Raw genomic sequence first — 14,440 nt, forward strand, 5'->3', positions numbered from 1 at the left:
ATTTGTTCAAACTAGGGGCTATTTAATCGCAGCGCGAGATTTGTAACCTAGTGGGCTAAGTAAAAACCGAGCAACAAAGAGTAAATAGCCCCTAGGAAGAACCCTTTGGGCAGCGCCTGTTTGGCATTAATGCTACGTTCTCGCCCATTTATGGGGAATAACCACACTGCATAGGCTCTGCCTTGCCTAAATACCAAACAGACTGCTGCAAATTTAACCTTGAAAGTTCAACAGACCCTTATCAAATTTAAGCCTTAAGCGTGTCTTTATGGCGTGTTTGTCGCCCAACCTATGTTATAATCCTGCGCAATTAGCTATTAAGGGTTATTACTTTGCAATTTATCGCACTTACTTCTATCGGAATCGAAAATTTATTGGTTGATGAACTAACAGAACTTGGCGCAACCGTATCTAAGCAAACTGTTGGTTCTGTTCGTTTTGAGGCTGACTCATTACTTGCGCAAAAGGTTTGTTTATCAACTCGTTTTGCAACGCGTGTGCTTATGCTTATTGAAGAAAAAGAAGGCGTAGATGACAAAAATAGCCTGTATAATTTTGCGCGCTCGCAACCTTGGCAAGAATGGTTTGGACCTACGCAAACATTCGCTGTCGACTTCAACGGTACCAATGACTCATTAAAAAACACGCAATTTTCGGGTCTTGTAATCAAAGATGCGATTGTTGACTATTTTAATGATTTATACGAGCAACGTCCTAACGTTGATAAGCAAGATGCTAACGTGCGCGTAGTTGCACGATTAAATCGTTACGGCGTATCGATGTATATTGACTATTCAGGTCCTCGTTTGTCAGAACGTGGTTACCGCCAAGGCCAAGGTAAAGCGCCAATTAAAGAGCACTTAGCTGCTGCATTAATTAAGCGAAGTGGCTGGCTTGAAAATGTAAAACAGCCTTTATTCGATCCATGTTGTGGTGCGGGTACTATTTTGATAGAAGCTGCCGGTATGGCGCGAAACGAAGCGCCAGGATTATTCCGTGAAGGTTTTGCTTTTGAGCGTTTACCCAGTTTTAGAGCCGCTAAGTTTAAAGAGCTTAAAGAAGAGTTACTCGCTAATATTACTGATCCTAAATTGTGGTTAATTGGCCACGATTACGATGAGCAAGTATTAAGTAAAGCAATTGATAATGCTAAACGAGCCGAGCTTGACGACGTGATTAAGTTTAAGCAAAGTGATGCAACTAAACTTACAGCTGTTGCAAAATTACCGGGTGTTGTAATTTCAAACTTACCTTATGGTGAGCGTATTGGCTCTATGGCTGAGCTTGTTGATTTACACCGTAATTTAGGCGTTGGCTTTAAAAAGCACTTCAATCACTGGAAACTTGCCTTATTGGGTATGGACGAGAGCTTATTTAAACTTTTAAAACTTGTGCGCCTTAAGCGTTATAAATTTAAAAATGGCCCGCTTGATGTAGAACTTAACTTATATCAATTAGATGATAAGCAAGTAAGTTTGACTACAGATGACAAAAAAGCACTCAATTTTGAAGGCTCAACGTCATTTGCAAATAGATTGAAAAAAAATAAGCAAGGCTTAAAAAACTGGCTTAAACAAAATCAAATAGATGCTTATCGCGTCTATGAAGCGGATATCCCTGAATACAATGTTGCTGTAGATATTTATGGTGACTCTGCTGTAATTTTTGAATATGCAGCGCCTAAAGAAATTGATGAAAAAACATCAGAAAAACGCCTGCAAGATGTAATAAGTTTAACGGCTCAACAGCTTGAGATTTCACCTGAAAACATTGCTGTAAAAGTACGTAAAAAGCAGAAGGGCGAAGATCAATACACCGCTATGTCTAAACAAAACCGTACTATGGTTGTTGAAGAGTTTGGTGCTAAGTTCAAAGTTAATTTATTTGACTACTTAGACACAGGCTTGTTTTTAGACCACCGTTTAATGCGCCGTTATATTCAAGAAAATGCTAAAGATAAACGTTTCTTAAACCTTTTTGCATACACAGGTACAGCTTCTGTACATGCTGCTCTTGGTGGTGCTAAAGCCATTACTACAGTCGATTTATCAAAGACCTACTTAAAATGGGGCCAAGATAACTTTGATTTAAATGGTATTAGTAATACACGATACCGCTTTGAACAAGCAGATTGTTTAAAATGGTTAGAGCACGCAACGGCGCAATATGATCTGATATTTTTAGATCCTCCAACGTTTTCAAACTCAAAACGTATGAAAGACGCGTTTGATGTGCAGAGCGATCACATTAAATTATTAACGTGGGTTAAAAAGATTTTGAGCCCATCGGGTACTTTGATTTTCTCTAATAACAAACGTGGCTTTGTAATAGATGAAGTTGGCCTGATTGGTCTAGGTTTAAAAGCCATTAATATTTCAGATAAAACGTTATCACCAGACTTTAAACGTAATAAAAAAATCCATAATAGCTGGTTAATCACACATGGCTAAATGGGTTTTATATCACACTGATGGTTGCCACTTGTGCGAGCAAGCTGAGCAACTTATCACTGAGGTACTTAGTAATACGAGTGAGTTATTACTAATCGATATTATGACTGATGAGCAGCTTATAGCTGAGTATCAAATTACTATTCCTGTATTAAAAAGTGAAAAAGGCGAGCAATTATTTTGGCCTTTTACTTTACACACTGTGCGCGAATTTTTAGCACAAGCAGAATAAGAGCAAATAAGAACTATGGATTTAATTAGAATTTTAAAAGCACAACTTGCTTTTGGTACGCATGCTTTGCTTAACAAAGCAGATGCCGTTATAGAAAGTGGCGAAAGAGTGTGTGTTGTTGGTCGAAATGGCGCGGGTAAGTCAACTCTATTAAAAGTGCTTGATGGCGAAGTTGTATTAGATGATGGTGAAATAAATCAGCTAGGCGGGATTAGAATTTCTCGTTTAGAACAAGATCCACCAAAAGGCGCAAATGGCACAGTATTTGATTATGTTGCGCAAGGTATGCCTGAGATTGCAAACTTACTAATTGATTTTCATCATGTAAGTAATGAGTTGCAAACAGTGTGTACTGATAAGTTATTAAACAAGCTTGAACGTTTATCAAATCAACTAGAAGCGGCTGATGGCTGGCGCTTTGATAGCCGAATTCAATTAGTGCTAACACAATTAGAATTAACGCCAGAAGCTAAACTTGAGTCTCTTTCTGGTGGTTGGTTACGTAAAGTAGCACTTGCACGTGCACTTGTCAGTGAGCCTGATTTATTATTACTTGATGAGCCAACAAACCATTTAGACATGGCAAGCGTCATGTGGCTTGAGCAATTTTTAAAAGAGTTTAAAGGCGGAATCGTATTTATATCGCATGACCGTGCGTTTATTCGCGCTGTTGCTACGCGTATTTTAGATTTAGACCGTGGTAAGCTTATTTCGTACCCTGGTGATTACGCTACGTACTTAGAGCAAAAAGCCCATGATTTAAAAGTTGAAGAAAGCCAAAATGCATTGTTCGATAAGCGTTTAGCCGAAGAAGAAACATGGATCCGCCAAGGTGTTAAAGCGCGTAGAACGCGTAACGAAGGACGTGTTAGAGAGTTAAAACAGCTTCGTACAGAGCGTAAGCAACGTGTTGACCAAGTTGGTAAAACTGATTTCAATATTGAAACAGCAGATCGCTCTGGTAAGTTAGTATTTGAAGCTCAACATCTTTGTCATGCATTTAAAGACAAAGTTATTGCTGATGATTTTTCTACACTGGTAATGCGCGGTGACAGAATCGGTCTAGTAGGCCCAAATGGTATTGGTAAAACAACACTATTAAAGCTAATGTTTGGTGATTTAGAACCAGATAGCGGCATAACTAAGCAAGGTGTTAATTTAGAATTTGCTTACTTTGACCAATATCGTGAAAAGCTTGATGAAGAAGCAACAGTTCAAGATAACGTTGCCGAAGGTAAACAAGAAGTGATGATGGGCGGACGCTCACGTCATGTTTTAGGTTACCTGCAAGACTTTTTATTCCCTCCAGCACGCGCTCGAACCCCTGTTAAAGCACTCTCTGGTGGTGAAAAAAATAGACTACTATTAGCTAAACTGTTTTTAAAACCGTCTAATATCCTTGTTCTCGATGAGCCAACGAATGACTTAGACATTGAAACGTTAGAGTTACTAGAGGACATCATTAATCAATACCAAGGTACAGTGCTGATTGTAAGCCATGACCGTGAATTTATTGATAATACATGTTCAAGTGTATGGGCGTTTGAAGGTAACGGTAAAGTTACAGATATTGTAGGTGGCTATAGCGACTATGAGGCTTACGTTAACTATTTAGCTGAACAAGAAAAAAAAACGCAGCAGCAACCAGTAAAAAAAGTTGAAAAAGTAGTCGCTCCAGTTGCTAAACCTGCAGCTAAAACAAATAAACTCTCTTACAAATTAAAACTTGAATTAGAGCAACTACCGAATAAAATGGAAAAACTAGAAGCTGAAATTGAAGCTCAACAAGCTGTAGTTAGTGACTCAGACTTTTTTAAACAAGAGAGTGATGTAACAACTAAAGCATTGAACCATTTGGCACAACTTGAGTCTGACCTTGAAGCTGCGCTTGAGCGCTGGGAAGAACTTGAAGAATTACAGAATCAGTAGTAAGGACTAAAATGAAATATAAATTACTCGCTGCCAGTATTTTAGCGACATTAAGCACTTCAGCAACAAGTGCTACGTACCAGTTAAGTGAATTAGGGACTCTTGAAGACGCTAAATATTCTTATGTAACAGATGTAAGCGAAAGCGGGCATATTATTGGTTTCGCAAATGGTTTATACAATTTACCTATTGATATCAGCTATATAGATTTTACTGAAAATATTATTGAAAATAGCTACGATAATACAGAGGCTGCATTTGATTTAAGTGATAAAGAGATTACCTTTACACTTGATGACATTGAAAATAATGATGCAGTACTTACTAATTCTGATGCACATACTTTCATGGTTAGTTTTTTATCTTCAATTTCTACAAATTTTGAATATCAAAAATTAAGCTCATTAGTTGGCATAAAGTACAATGACACACAAGTAACAGAGCAACCGTTATTTGATGTTGCATCTGTTGATTATGATGGCTTAACGCGTTCAACTATTAACCTTTTTAATGCTGTAAGTGAAGACGGCGTTACTGTTGGTTGGGGCGGTGCTCCTTACGATAAAGTGTCTTTTACACCTGATGGTGAAGATGATGCAGAAACGTGGTTCACACATGAGTTTATAGAACGTGGGATTGTAATAAGTGCTGATGGCAGTATAAGTGTTGAGTTAGAGCCTGAGTTTAATGAATACGGCGGCACAAGCCGCGCTAACGATATAGTCAAAACAAATAGTGGTTACACTGTTGTAGGTAATATCTCTACAAGTATTCCTGATGACAGACAAGATAATATTGATGATAACTGTGATAATGAAGACGAACCAACGTCAGTGTGTATCAACTTATTAAATTCTAATATTTCACGAGGCTTATTTAATAAGCGTGCTGTTAAATGGGAACTTGATGAATCGTTAAATATTATTTCTGTTGAAGAGCTTGGTATGGCACTTACACCTGATGAAGGTGAAACGGAAGATGACGCATTTACGAGTACTGCTTTAGCAGTGAACAACAACGGTACAATTGTAGGTTCATCAAATACGCGTTATTACAAAAATGATGATACGATTCTTACAATGCCAGTCTATTTTAAAGACGGTGCAGTCACTGACTTTATTAATCAAGAAGACGATTGGCAGGCTGGTAAATCAATCGCTATTAATGATAATGATGTAATTACAGGTTATGCGACAAAGCGTATTGAAGGCACTCTTCGTAATAAATTCTTCTATCATGACATCGAAACAGGTAATACAGTTTTTCCAACTGATTATTTTTCAAGTTCAAGTTCTTATGGCAACGATATAAATAATCAAGGATATATTGTAGGCGAAGGGGAAGTGGGTGTATCTGATAGTTCACGACTCAAAGAAGCCTTTATTTACAAAATTGGTGAAGATAAAATCACTAATTTGAATGATTTACTGCCTTGTTATGACACTGATGGCGAAACTGACTACGCTTACTCAATGGTTGAAGCAACAGCTATCAATGAAAATAATGAAATATTTGGTACTGCGACTAAGACAGTTGAAAAACTTGATTCTTTAGGCGGTGTTGTAACTGATATCAATGGTGAAATTGAATACGAAAGTATTGCAGTTGCAGTTAAGTTAACGCCAATTGCAAATGGTGAAGTAGAAAACTGTGCTCCAGTAGAAGCAGAAGTGTATGAGCGTAACTCTGCTAGCTTTCCTTGGTATACATTATTGCTATTACCATTAGTTGGCTTAAGACGTATATTTCGCTTTTAAAGTTTACTAATATTGATTATAAAAAAAACCAACTTAATAAAGTTGGTTTTTTTTCGTCTATAATATTTTATAAGATTAGGATTGCCATGAATCTTATAATTATTATTTAGCTTTAACGCTACTAATTATTTCGCGATAACCATGCCTTTTTAACAGAACGACGCCAAATAATATCAATACCAAAATAGCCGATAATTGATGCAATAGAAGCACATACTAACGAACCTAGTAAAAATGCAGGACCAATAGTTTCTATGCTCTCTAGAAACCAAGACCAACTAGCTTCAAATACAAAGTGTTGCTCAGGCTGATTAAGTATTAATGTACCCACTAAGTATGAGCCATAAAAAATAGGTGGCATAGTTAGAGGGTTTGTAAGCCATACTAGTGCTACTGAGATAGGTAAATTAACTCTAAATAATATAGCGCCGGCTGCTGCTAAAACCATTTGAAAAGGAACAGGGATGAAAGCAAAAAATAACCCGACTGCAAATGCACCTCGAGCAGAACGTCTATTTAAATGCCAAAGATTTGCATCTTGTAAAAGGCGTCCAAATATTCTTAGTGATTTATGATGTCTAATTTTATTTGGATCAGGTAAAAATCTTTGGATCGTTTTTTTAGCCATTTAAAGCAACCATTTACATCAGTGTGGATAAGTCTTGGGTTTGTAATTGGCTGTATAGCAACCGTATTTTATTATCAAACTCTCGAATTTACAGTATTCACAATTTTCATTGTAATAATGAGCGCTTATTTTAAGCCGTTTTCAAACGTATTGTTAGGCTTTATTTGCGCAATTTGCTTTGTCGGACTGCATTTTTACCTATTTTATAGTTTTGAAATACCAAAACCGGATGAAAAGTATGCACTTGATTCTACATTAATTGTTGAAGAGGTTATTTCTGACAAAAAACCTCAATATATTAAAGTTAAAATAGTGGCATTAGAAGGGAGTAATTTCTCGGATTTTAGAGCACCCAAAGCAATGCTCAGTGTTAATTCTGCACAGTCTTTAATAGTAGGTGATGAATTTTCTGCTTTAATTCATTTAAAACATTTTCGTAGTAATAAAAATTTTAATGTATTTGATAATGAACGTTATGCTTTTATAAGTAGAATATTATTTAAAGGTAAAGTACTTAATAAAAATCTTAATATTATAAATAGCGACAAACAAAGCATAATTTTAGATTATCAACACTTCCTTAAAAACACTTATACGGATACAAAACTACAGTGGCTCTATTATGCATTGCTTAGCGGTGAAAAATCTTTGATGAGCTACGCTGATAAACAATTAATGCAATCTCTTGGGCTAAGTCATTTACTTGCTATATCGGGGTTACATATTGGTTTGATTTTTAGCTTCGGTTATCTATTTACTCGATTCATTTTTGCAAAGATTAATTCTTCGATTGGGCAATCATCCAACCTGACTCTTTATTACAGTTCATGCGGATTTTTAGTAGCCTTGGTTTATGTATACTTAAGTGACTTTTTAGTATCTGCAACGCGAGCGCTTATCATGCTGGGTTGTTATTTATTATTGTATTTTCTTGCTAAGCAGCCGCTGCGTTGGCGGAGCATTTTATTTGCCTTGGTTATTGTTCTTATTGTTAACCCATTTAATTTACTCAATCCAGGTCTCTACTTTTCATTTTTAGCTGTTGCTATCATTTTTACAGTTATTAATAAATTACCAATATTAAACACTCGCATAAAAAATAAAGTTATTTCACTGTTTGTTATTCAAATAGCGTTATTTATTGGTTTATTGCCACTTTCACTCTATTTTTTTAATGGGGTAAGTATTGCGGGTTTGATAATAAACTTAATTGCTATACCGCTGCTTTCAATCATTATCTTACCTTTTTTAATTGTTTTTACATTACTGAGTATTTTCTTAGATATAAGTATTTTAATAAACCTGTTTGATACTGGCTTATATGCGCTATTTAAATTGCTTAATGAAATACCAGAATCGTTAAGGTGGATAACGACTGGCAGAATTGACTCAATATTTGTCGTTTTTACTTATATTATTATGTTGATGGTTTATTTTCTTCCTTATAAATGGCTCGCTTTTATTCCAGCAATAACGCTTTTATTAAATTATTGGCTAACAGAAAAGTCTAAGTGGCAACTACATGTATTTGATGTAGGGCATGGACTGATGGCATTAATTGAAAAAGATAAACAAGTGCTTATTTATGATTTTGGCCCCAGTTATTTCAATCGCTTTAGCCGTACGCGAAGTATTTTATTGCCTTATATTAAAGCAAATAATTTAACAGTGAAAACGGCGATTCTAAGTCATGAAGATAATGATCATGCTGGAGGATTACAACATTTCATAGATGCTGGCTTTGGTGAAACATTACAACAATTTCATCCTAAAAATACACATAATGTATGTGAAGTCATAAACATTGATTTTGCTGGATTAAAAGTACAAAGCTTTAGTACAAAAGGGTTTGGAAATGAAAATGATGATTCATGCATTGTTAGGGTATCAGATAATACTCATAGCGTTTTACTTACTGGTGATATATCAAAAGCGCGTGAAGCATCGTTATTAGCGGATAATACATCATTAAAAAGTACAGTAATGTTAAGCCCGCATCATGGCAGCGATACATCCTCAAGTGTTAATTTTATAAATAACGTTGCTCCCCAAGTAGTCATTCATTCAAGTGCCTATAAAGGGCAATGGGAATTCCCCAAGGCCATTGTCGTTGAACGGTATAACCAAATAAATGCCCAGCAATTTACGACAGGCGTTGAAGGGCAAATTAGTATTAAATTTTATGCAAAGAATTTGGCTATAGAAACAGCAAGAGGGCAGGAAAGTTACTGGTTTATCAAAGATTGACGTTTAGTTTTATCTCATCGGAGGATACAATACAGATTGTTTCTGTATTTAGAGAGTGTTATGGATCAAAGTACTACACAAATTTATAAACGTCTTGTCTCATATGTTGGCACCTACAAAAGCGTCGCATTTGTCGCAATTATTGGGATGATAGGCTATTCAGCAATGGATGCTTTATTTATTCAATTAATGAAGCCGTTTATTGATCAAGGTTTGAACCAGCGTAATACAGAAGTTTTAAAGTACGCTCCTTTTGTCGTTATCGCGTTAGTTCTAGGGCGTGGTGTTTTTAACTTTATGTCTTCTTACTGCTTAAGTTATGTAGGCTCCCAAGTTGTACGCTCTTTACGCCAAGAGTTATTTGAGCACATATTGCACTTACCCGTTTCTTTTCATGACAAAAACTCAACGGGAGATTTAATTTCAAAAATCACATTTGATACAGAACAAGTTCAACAAGCGATTACTAAAGCCTTGCTAATAGTTGTACGTGAAGGGGCATTTGTTGTATTTTTACTTGCGGTAATGTTCTATACCAGTTGGCAACTATCACTGATATTTTTAGTGATCATCCCACTTGTTGCTATTATTGTCGCCGTCGTCTCTAAACGTTTTCGCCACATTTCTAAAAACATTCAATCTGCCATGGGGCAAGTTACCCGTAGCTCAGAACAAATGCTGAGCGGACATAAAGTTATTCATGGTTTTGGTGGTCAAGATCAAGAGATTAATCACTTCTCGAAAATTAATAATCATAATCGTCAGCAACGTATCAAAATGGACGCAACTAAAGCGCTTAGTGTGTCTATAATTCAAATTTTAGCGGCAAGTGCCATGGCAGTTATTTTGTGGGCGGTGTCGTTGCCATCAATGATTGATACGATTACATCTGGTGACTTCATGGCATTAATTGCCTCAATGATGATGTTATTGCGTCCGCTAAAACAACTTGCCAATGTGAATAGTGATATGCAACGTGGTATCTCTGCAGCGCAAAGTATATTTTTAGTTTTAGACGAAGAAATGGAAAAAGATACAGGCACTGTTTCGGTTGATAAAGTTAAAGGTTTAATTGAAGTTAAGAACGTAACCTTTAAGTACCCAACGAAAGATGAAGCCGTATTAAACGATTTGTCGCTAAAGATTGAGGCGGGTGAAAGTATTGCTTTAGTTGGGCGCTCAGGCTCAGGTAAGTCCACAATTTCTAACTTGTTACCACGCTACTATGACTTAGAGTTACCGAGTGAAATATTACTTGATGGTATAGCCCTGCAGGATTATAAATTAACTGATCTGCGTCGCCAATTTGCTTTAGTGTCTCAGCAGGTCGTGTTATTTAACGATACGATTGCTAACAATATTTGTTATGGCATAAAGCACGATGTGTCTGTTGAAGAGTTAGAACAAGTTGCCAAACAAGCGCACGTGTGGGAATTTGTTAAAGACCTGCCAGAGCAATTAAACACCATGGTAGGCGAAAATGGGGTAATGCTCTCAGGTGGTCAACGCCAGCGAATAGCGATAGCGCGTGCAATATTAAAAGATGCACCTATTTTGATTTTAGATGAGGCAACGTCAGCACTTGATACCGAATCTGAAAAGCTTATTCAGCAAGCGTTAGAAACGCTAATGAAAGATAAAACCTCTATTGTTATAGCACATCGCTTATCTACTATTGAAAACAGTGACCGAATTTATGTTATTGATAACGGTCGTGTGATAGAAAGTGGCGATCATAGTAGCTTATTAGCAAATGACGGTACTTATTCAGCACTTTGCAAAATGCAGTTTGGTGATCAGGCGTGAGCAAAATAGAGCAAAGCTGGTATAAACCATTTGGTCTAATTACTTTATTGTTATTACCATTAAGTGCTTTGTTTTGGGTTGTATCGGCATTTCGAAAACTCTTGTACAGCGCTAAAATACTTAAACCTTTTGAGTGCAAAACGCCTGTTATTGTAGTCGGCAATATAAGCGTAGGCGGCAATGGTAAAACACCTTTTGTTTTGTGGTTGTATAGTCATTTAACACAGCAAGGTTTATCAGTGGGTATTATTAGTAGAGGTTATGGTGGGCAATCAGATAATTACCCGCTGTTAGTCACTTCAGTTGTAGATGCTCAGCAGGCTGGAGATGAGCCTGTGCTTTTATACCATCGTTTAAAATGCCCAATAGCAGTTGGCCCTAATAGACAACACAATATCGATTTATTAGAAAAAAATCATACGCTAGATGTCATTATTTCTGATGATGGGATGCAGCATTATAAAATGCCTCGTAGCATTGAGTGTTGTATTGTTGATAGTGAACGCCGCTTTGGTAATGGTTTTGTTATGCCCGCAGGGCCACTACGCGAAACAACTAAACGCTTACAAAGTGTTGATATAGTAATTGAAAATGGCGGTCAGGCTAATAATAGCTACGTGCTGCAAGTAAGTAACCTTCGCTTAGTTAATTCAGGTGATGATGCAAAACATACGGTAACTCACGCACATGCAATAAGTGCAATTGGGAACCCTAAACGGTTTGAAAACTCATTAGAAGCACAAAATATTAAGCTATTGTCGACTCATCACTTTAGAGATCATTATGCTTATACAGCAGATGATTTTATTCAGTTTGGTGATGATTGCATTATAATGACCGAAAAAGACGCGGTTAAATGTAAGTCCTTTGCAAAACCTAATTGGTATTATTTACCTATAGATGCAGAGCCTTCCGATAGCGTAATAAACACATTAAATTCATTATTAAAAGAAAAAGGAATACTCAATGGCCTTTGATACAAAATTACTCGAGATAATTGCCTGCCCAGTTTGTAAGGGTAAACTACGCTTTGATAGAGAAAACAACGAACTAATTAGTACTGCAGCTAAGCTTGCTTACCCCGTTCAAGATGATATTCCAGTATTGCTTGAAAACGAAGCACGTGAGTTATCTTTAGAAGAGGTTGAAAAGTGGAATTCGTAGTTGTAATTCCTGCACGTTTTGCATCAACCCGACTACCGGGTAAGCCGCTTGCTGATATTTGCGGTAAGCCAATGGTTCAACATGTTTACGAAAAAGCATGTTTATCAGGTGCAAGTAAAGTGGTTATAGCAACCGATCATCAAAAAGTGTTTGATGCAGTAAGTTTATTTACTAGTGATGTTGTAATGACTCGCGAAGATCACCAATCGGGTACTGAGCGTTTAGCCGAAGTAGTTGATTTACTTGATCTCGACAGCGATACAATTGTGGTTAATGTACAAGGCGATGAGCCCTTACTTGCGCCAGAAAATGTATCCCAAGTTGCTGCACTATTAAGTGTTTCAACAGCACCAATGGCAACGTTAAGTGTTGCTATTGAAGAGCGTGATGAAGTATTTAATCCTAATGCCGTTAAAGTGGTTAGCGATATAAATAAAAATGCGCTGTATTTTTCTCGTGCAAGTATTCCGTTTGATAGAAGCACAATGATGAATGACAGCAGTGCTCTTAATTTAGCGCCATTTCAGCGCCACGTAGGTATTTATGCGTACAGAGCGGGTTTTATTAAACAATATATAGAATTGAGCGTATCGCCACTTGAGCTACTTGAATCGCTTGAGCAGTTACGTGTGTTGTATCATGGTTATAAAATCAAAATAGAGCAAGCTCAAATAGCACCCCATGCTGGAGTTGATACGCCCGATGACTTAGCTAAAGTGATAGCGCATATTAAAAGTAAAAACGTGTGAGTGAGCAAGTAAGTAAAATATTAAAAATCATTTTTACACATAACGATTTTTATATTTTAGAAAAGCCAGCGGGTCTTAATTTTCATTCAGAAGATGGCCCCGGCTTTGTTGTGTTAGCCGAACAACAATTATCGCAAAAGCTTTATGCCGTTCATCGTTTAGATAAAGTGACATCAGGGCTGATTATTTTAGCGCGAAACAAAGCCGCTGCGGCCAGCTTTACTGTTATGTTTACTGAGCATGCGATTGCTAAATTTTATTTAGCGGTTAGTGACGCTAAACCGAAAAAGAAGCAGGGGTGGATCAAAGGCGATATGGCTAAATCTCGCCGTGGCTCGTTTAAGTTACTAACGAGTAAGCTGAATCCTGCAATTACCCGATTTTATTCGCTAAGCTATAAACCTGGGTTTAGAGGGTATATTTTAAAACCTTACTCAGGAAAGACGCATCAATTAAGAGTGGCACTAAAAAGTGTTGGCTCACCTATTTTAGGCGATGCAATGTATTCAGGCACGCCATCAAATCGTACCTATTTACATGCATATGCGTTGAGCTTTTTATGGCAAGGTGAACAAATACAGCTAACTTTATTACCCGGTAATGGTGATGAGTATTTGGCGTTAATTAAACATCAAGATTTTCAAGCATGGCAGTCGCCATGGCAACTGGATTGGTAAATGAGCGAAAAAGTTACAGATATACGTTTTGGTGGTATTAAACGTTTATATGGTCATCAACAGTTTGATTGGCTTCAAGAAGCACATTTTTGTGTAGTAGGGATTGGTGGTGTAGGGAGCTGGACAGCAGAAGCACTTGCACGTACTGGTGTTGGTAAAATAACATTGATTGATTTGGATGATATTTGCGCGACTAACGTCAATAGACAAATTCATGCGTTAACGGGCACTATTGGTCAAGCTAAAGTAGATGCAATGAAAGCGCGCTGCGAGCTTATTAATCCAGAGTGCCAAATTAATGTAATAGATGACTTTATTACGCTTGATAATATTCAAGAGCATATTCAAGGTTTTGATTATGTGATTGATTGTATTGATGCAGTTAAAGAAAAAGCAGCATTAATTGCTCACTGTAAACGTAATAAACTACCTATAATTACAACTGGTGGTGCTGGCGGGCAAACAGATCCTAGCCAAATAACTTTTGGTGATGTAGCTAAAACTACGCAAGACCCATTACTTGCAAAAGTACGTTATATTTTGCGTAAGCAGTATAATTTTAGTAATAATCCTAAACGTAAGTTTAATATTGATTGTGTTTACTCAACAGAGCAATTGGTTTACCCAGGAAGCGATGGCAGCGTATGTCATGCTAAGCAAAGTGCTGATGGCTCGATGAATATGGATTGTAATAATGGTTTTGGATCTGTGACTATGATCACAGGAAGCTTCGGCTTTTTTGTTGCGGCAAAAGCGGTGCGTAAATATCTAGATAAAAAACAACGCTCGCAAGCTTAGTTT

Annotated in this window: 12 protein-coding genes; 11 read left to right on the forward strand and 1 reads right to left on the reverse strand. The window is 37.0% G+C overall.

Annotated features, from left to right (window positions below; all coding sequences use genetic code 11):
* The first annotated feature begins 332 nt into the window (after positions 1–332).
* From rlmKL to I6F54_RS07515, 4 genes are read left to right on the forward strand one after another with little or no spacing between them, the layout of a single operon-like run.
* On the forward strand, positions 333–2,450 hold the full coding sequence (gene rlmKL / locus I6F54_RS07500) for a bifunctional 23S rRNA (guanine(2069)-N(7))-methyltransferase RlmK/23S rRNA (guanine(2445)-N(2))-methyltransferase RlmL (protein ID WP_197140587.1): 2,118 nt from the start codon (positions 333–335) through the stop codon (positions 2,448–2,450).
* On the forward strand, positions 2,443–2,682 hold the full coding sequence (locus I6F54_RS07505) for a glutaredoxin family protein (RefSeq protein WP_007586898.1): 240 nt from the start codon (positions 2,443–2,445) through the stop codon (positions 2,680–2,682). Before rlmKL ends, I6F54_RS07505 begins: the two co-directional genes overlap by 8 nt.
* 15 nt (positions 2,683–2,697) lie before the next feature.
* On the forward strand, positions 2,698–4,611 hold the full coding sequence (gene uup, locus I6F54_RS07510) for an ATP-binding cassette ATPase Uup (RefSeq protein WP_010552661.1): 1,914 nt from the start codon (positions 2,698–2,700) through the stop codon (positions 4,609–4,611).
* A gap of 11 nt (positions 4,612–4,622) precedes the next feature.
* Positions 4,623–6,368 (forward strand): DUF3466 family protein, encoded by a 1,746-nt coding sequence (locus I6F54_RS07515; protein WP_024589193.1) that lies wholly within the window; start codon positions 4,623–4,625, stop codon positions 6,366–6,368.
* A 121-nt stretch (positions 6,369–6,489) separates the two neighbouring features.
* Here I6F54_RS07515 and I6F54_RS07520 read toward each other — a convergent pair whose 3' ends face one another.
* Positions 6,490–6,996 carry a DUF2062 domain-containing protein gene (locus tag I6F54_RS07520; RefSeq protein WP_007586895.1) on the reverse strand — a complete coding sequence of 169 codons (507 nt, stop codon included), beginning with the start codon at positions 6,994–6,996 and terminating at the stop codon, positions 6,490–6,492.
* Here I6F54_RS07520 and I6F54_RS07525 point away from each other — a divergent pair.
* The 7 genes from I6F54_RS07525 to tcdA are packed head-to-tail and all read left to right on the forward strand — an operon-like array spanning position 6,976 to position 14,437.
* Positions 6,976–9,243, forward strand: coding sequence for a DNA internalization-related competence protein ComEC/Rec2 (locus tag I6F54_RS07525; RefSeq protein WP_197140589.1), 2,268 nt, complete (start codon positions 6,976–6,978; stop codon positions 9,241–9,243). The two genes, I6F54_RS07520 and I6F54_RS07525, sit on opposite strands and share 21 nt — an antisense overlap.
* 60 nt (positions 9,244–9,303) lie before the next feature.
* Positions 9,304–11,049, forward strand: a complete 1,746-nt coding sequence (gene msbA / locus I6F54_RS07530; protein WP_165740983.1) for a lipid A export permease/ATP-binding protein MsbA — start codon at positions 9,304–9,306, stop codon at positions 11,047–11,049.
* Positions 11,046–12,026, forward strand: coding sequence for a tetraacyldisaccharide 4'-kinase (gene lpxK, locus I6F54_RS07535; RefSeq protein WP_165740984.1), 981 nt, complete (start codon positions 11,046–11,048; stop codon positions 12,024–12,026). Before msbA ends, lpxK begins: the two co-directional genes overlap by 4 nt.
* Entirely contained in the window at positions 12,016–12,213 is a 198-nt protein-coding gene (locus I6F54_RS07540) for a Trm112 family protein (protein ID WP_002961789.1), read from the forward strand. Before lpxK ends, I6F54_RS07540 begins: the two co-directional genes overlap by 11 nt.
* The gene (kdsB, locus tag I6F54_RS07545; RefSeq protein WP_197140591.1) at positions 12,201–12,962 is read left to right on the forward strand and encodes a 3-deoxy-manno-octulosonate cytidylyltransferase; all 762 of its coding nucleotides are present in this window, start codon (positions 12,201–12,203) and stop codon (positions 12,960–12,962) included. The genes I6F54_RS07540 and kdsB overlap by 13 nt, the downstream gene beginning before the upstream one ends.
* Positions 12,959–13,639: a TIGR01621 family pseudouridine synthase gene (locus tag I6F54_RS07550; protein ID WP_165740985.1), complete on the forward strand. Its 681-nt coding sequence runs from the start codon at positions 12,959–12,961 to the stop codon at positions 13,637–13,639. The genes kdsB and I6F54_RS07550 overlap by 4 nt, the downstream gene beginning before the upstream one ends.
* On the forward strand, positions 13,640–14,437 hold the full coding sequence (gene tcdA, locus I6F54_RS07555; RefSeq protein ID WP_024603405.1) for a tRNA cyclic N6-threonylcarbamoyladenosine(37) synthase TcdA: 798 nt from the start codon (positions 13,640–13,642) through the stop codon (positions 14,435–14,437). It abuts the gene before it with no gap.
* The last annotated feature ends 3 nt before the right edge of the window (positions 14,438–14,440 follow it).

The organism is Pseudoalteromonas sp. SWXJZ10B (genome assembly GCF_015864475.1).
Lineage (GTDB): Bacteria > Pseudomonadota > Gammaproteobacteria > Enterobacterales > Alteromonadaceae > Pseudoalteromonas > Pseudoalteromonas arctica.

Coding starts and splice junctions, on each gene's coding strand:
- I6F54_RS07505 (WP_007586898.1), top strand. CDS start 2,443: ATGGCTAAATGGGTTTTATATCACACTGATGGTTGCCACTTGTGCGAG.
- uup (WP_010552661.1), top strand. CDS start 2,698: ATGGATTTAATTAGAATTTTAAAAGCACAACTTGCTTTTGGTACGCAT.
- I6F54_RS07515 (WP_024589193.1), top strand. CDS start 4,623: ATGAAATATAAATTACTCGCTGCCAGTATTTTAGCGACATTAAGCACT.
- I6F54_RS07520 (WP_007586895.1), bottom strand. CDS start 6,996: ATGGCTAAAAAAACGATCCAAAGATTTTTACCTGATCCAAATAAAATT.
- msbA (WP_165740983.1), top strand. CDS start 9,304: ATGGATCAAAGTACTACACAAATTTATAAACGTCTTGTCTCATATGTT.
- I6F54_RS07540 (WP_002961789.1), top strand. CDS start 12,016: ATGGCCTTTGATACAAAATTACTCGAGATAATTGCCTGCCCAGTTTGT.
- tcdA (WP_024603405.1), top strand. CDS start 13,640: ATGAGCGAAAAAGTTACAGATATACGTTTTGGTGGTATTAAACGTTTA.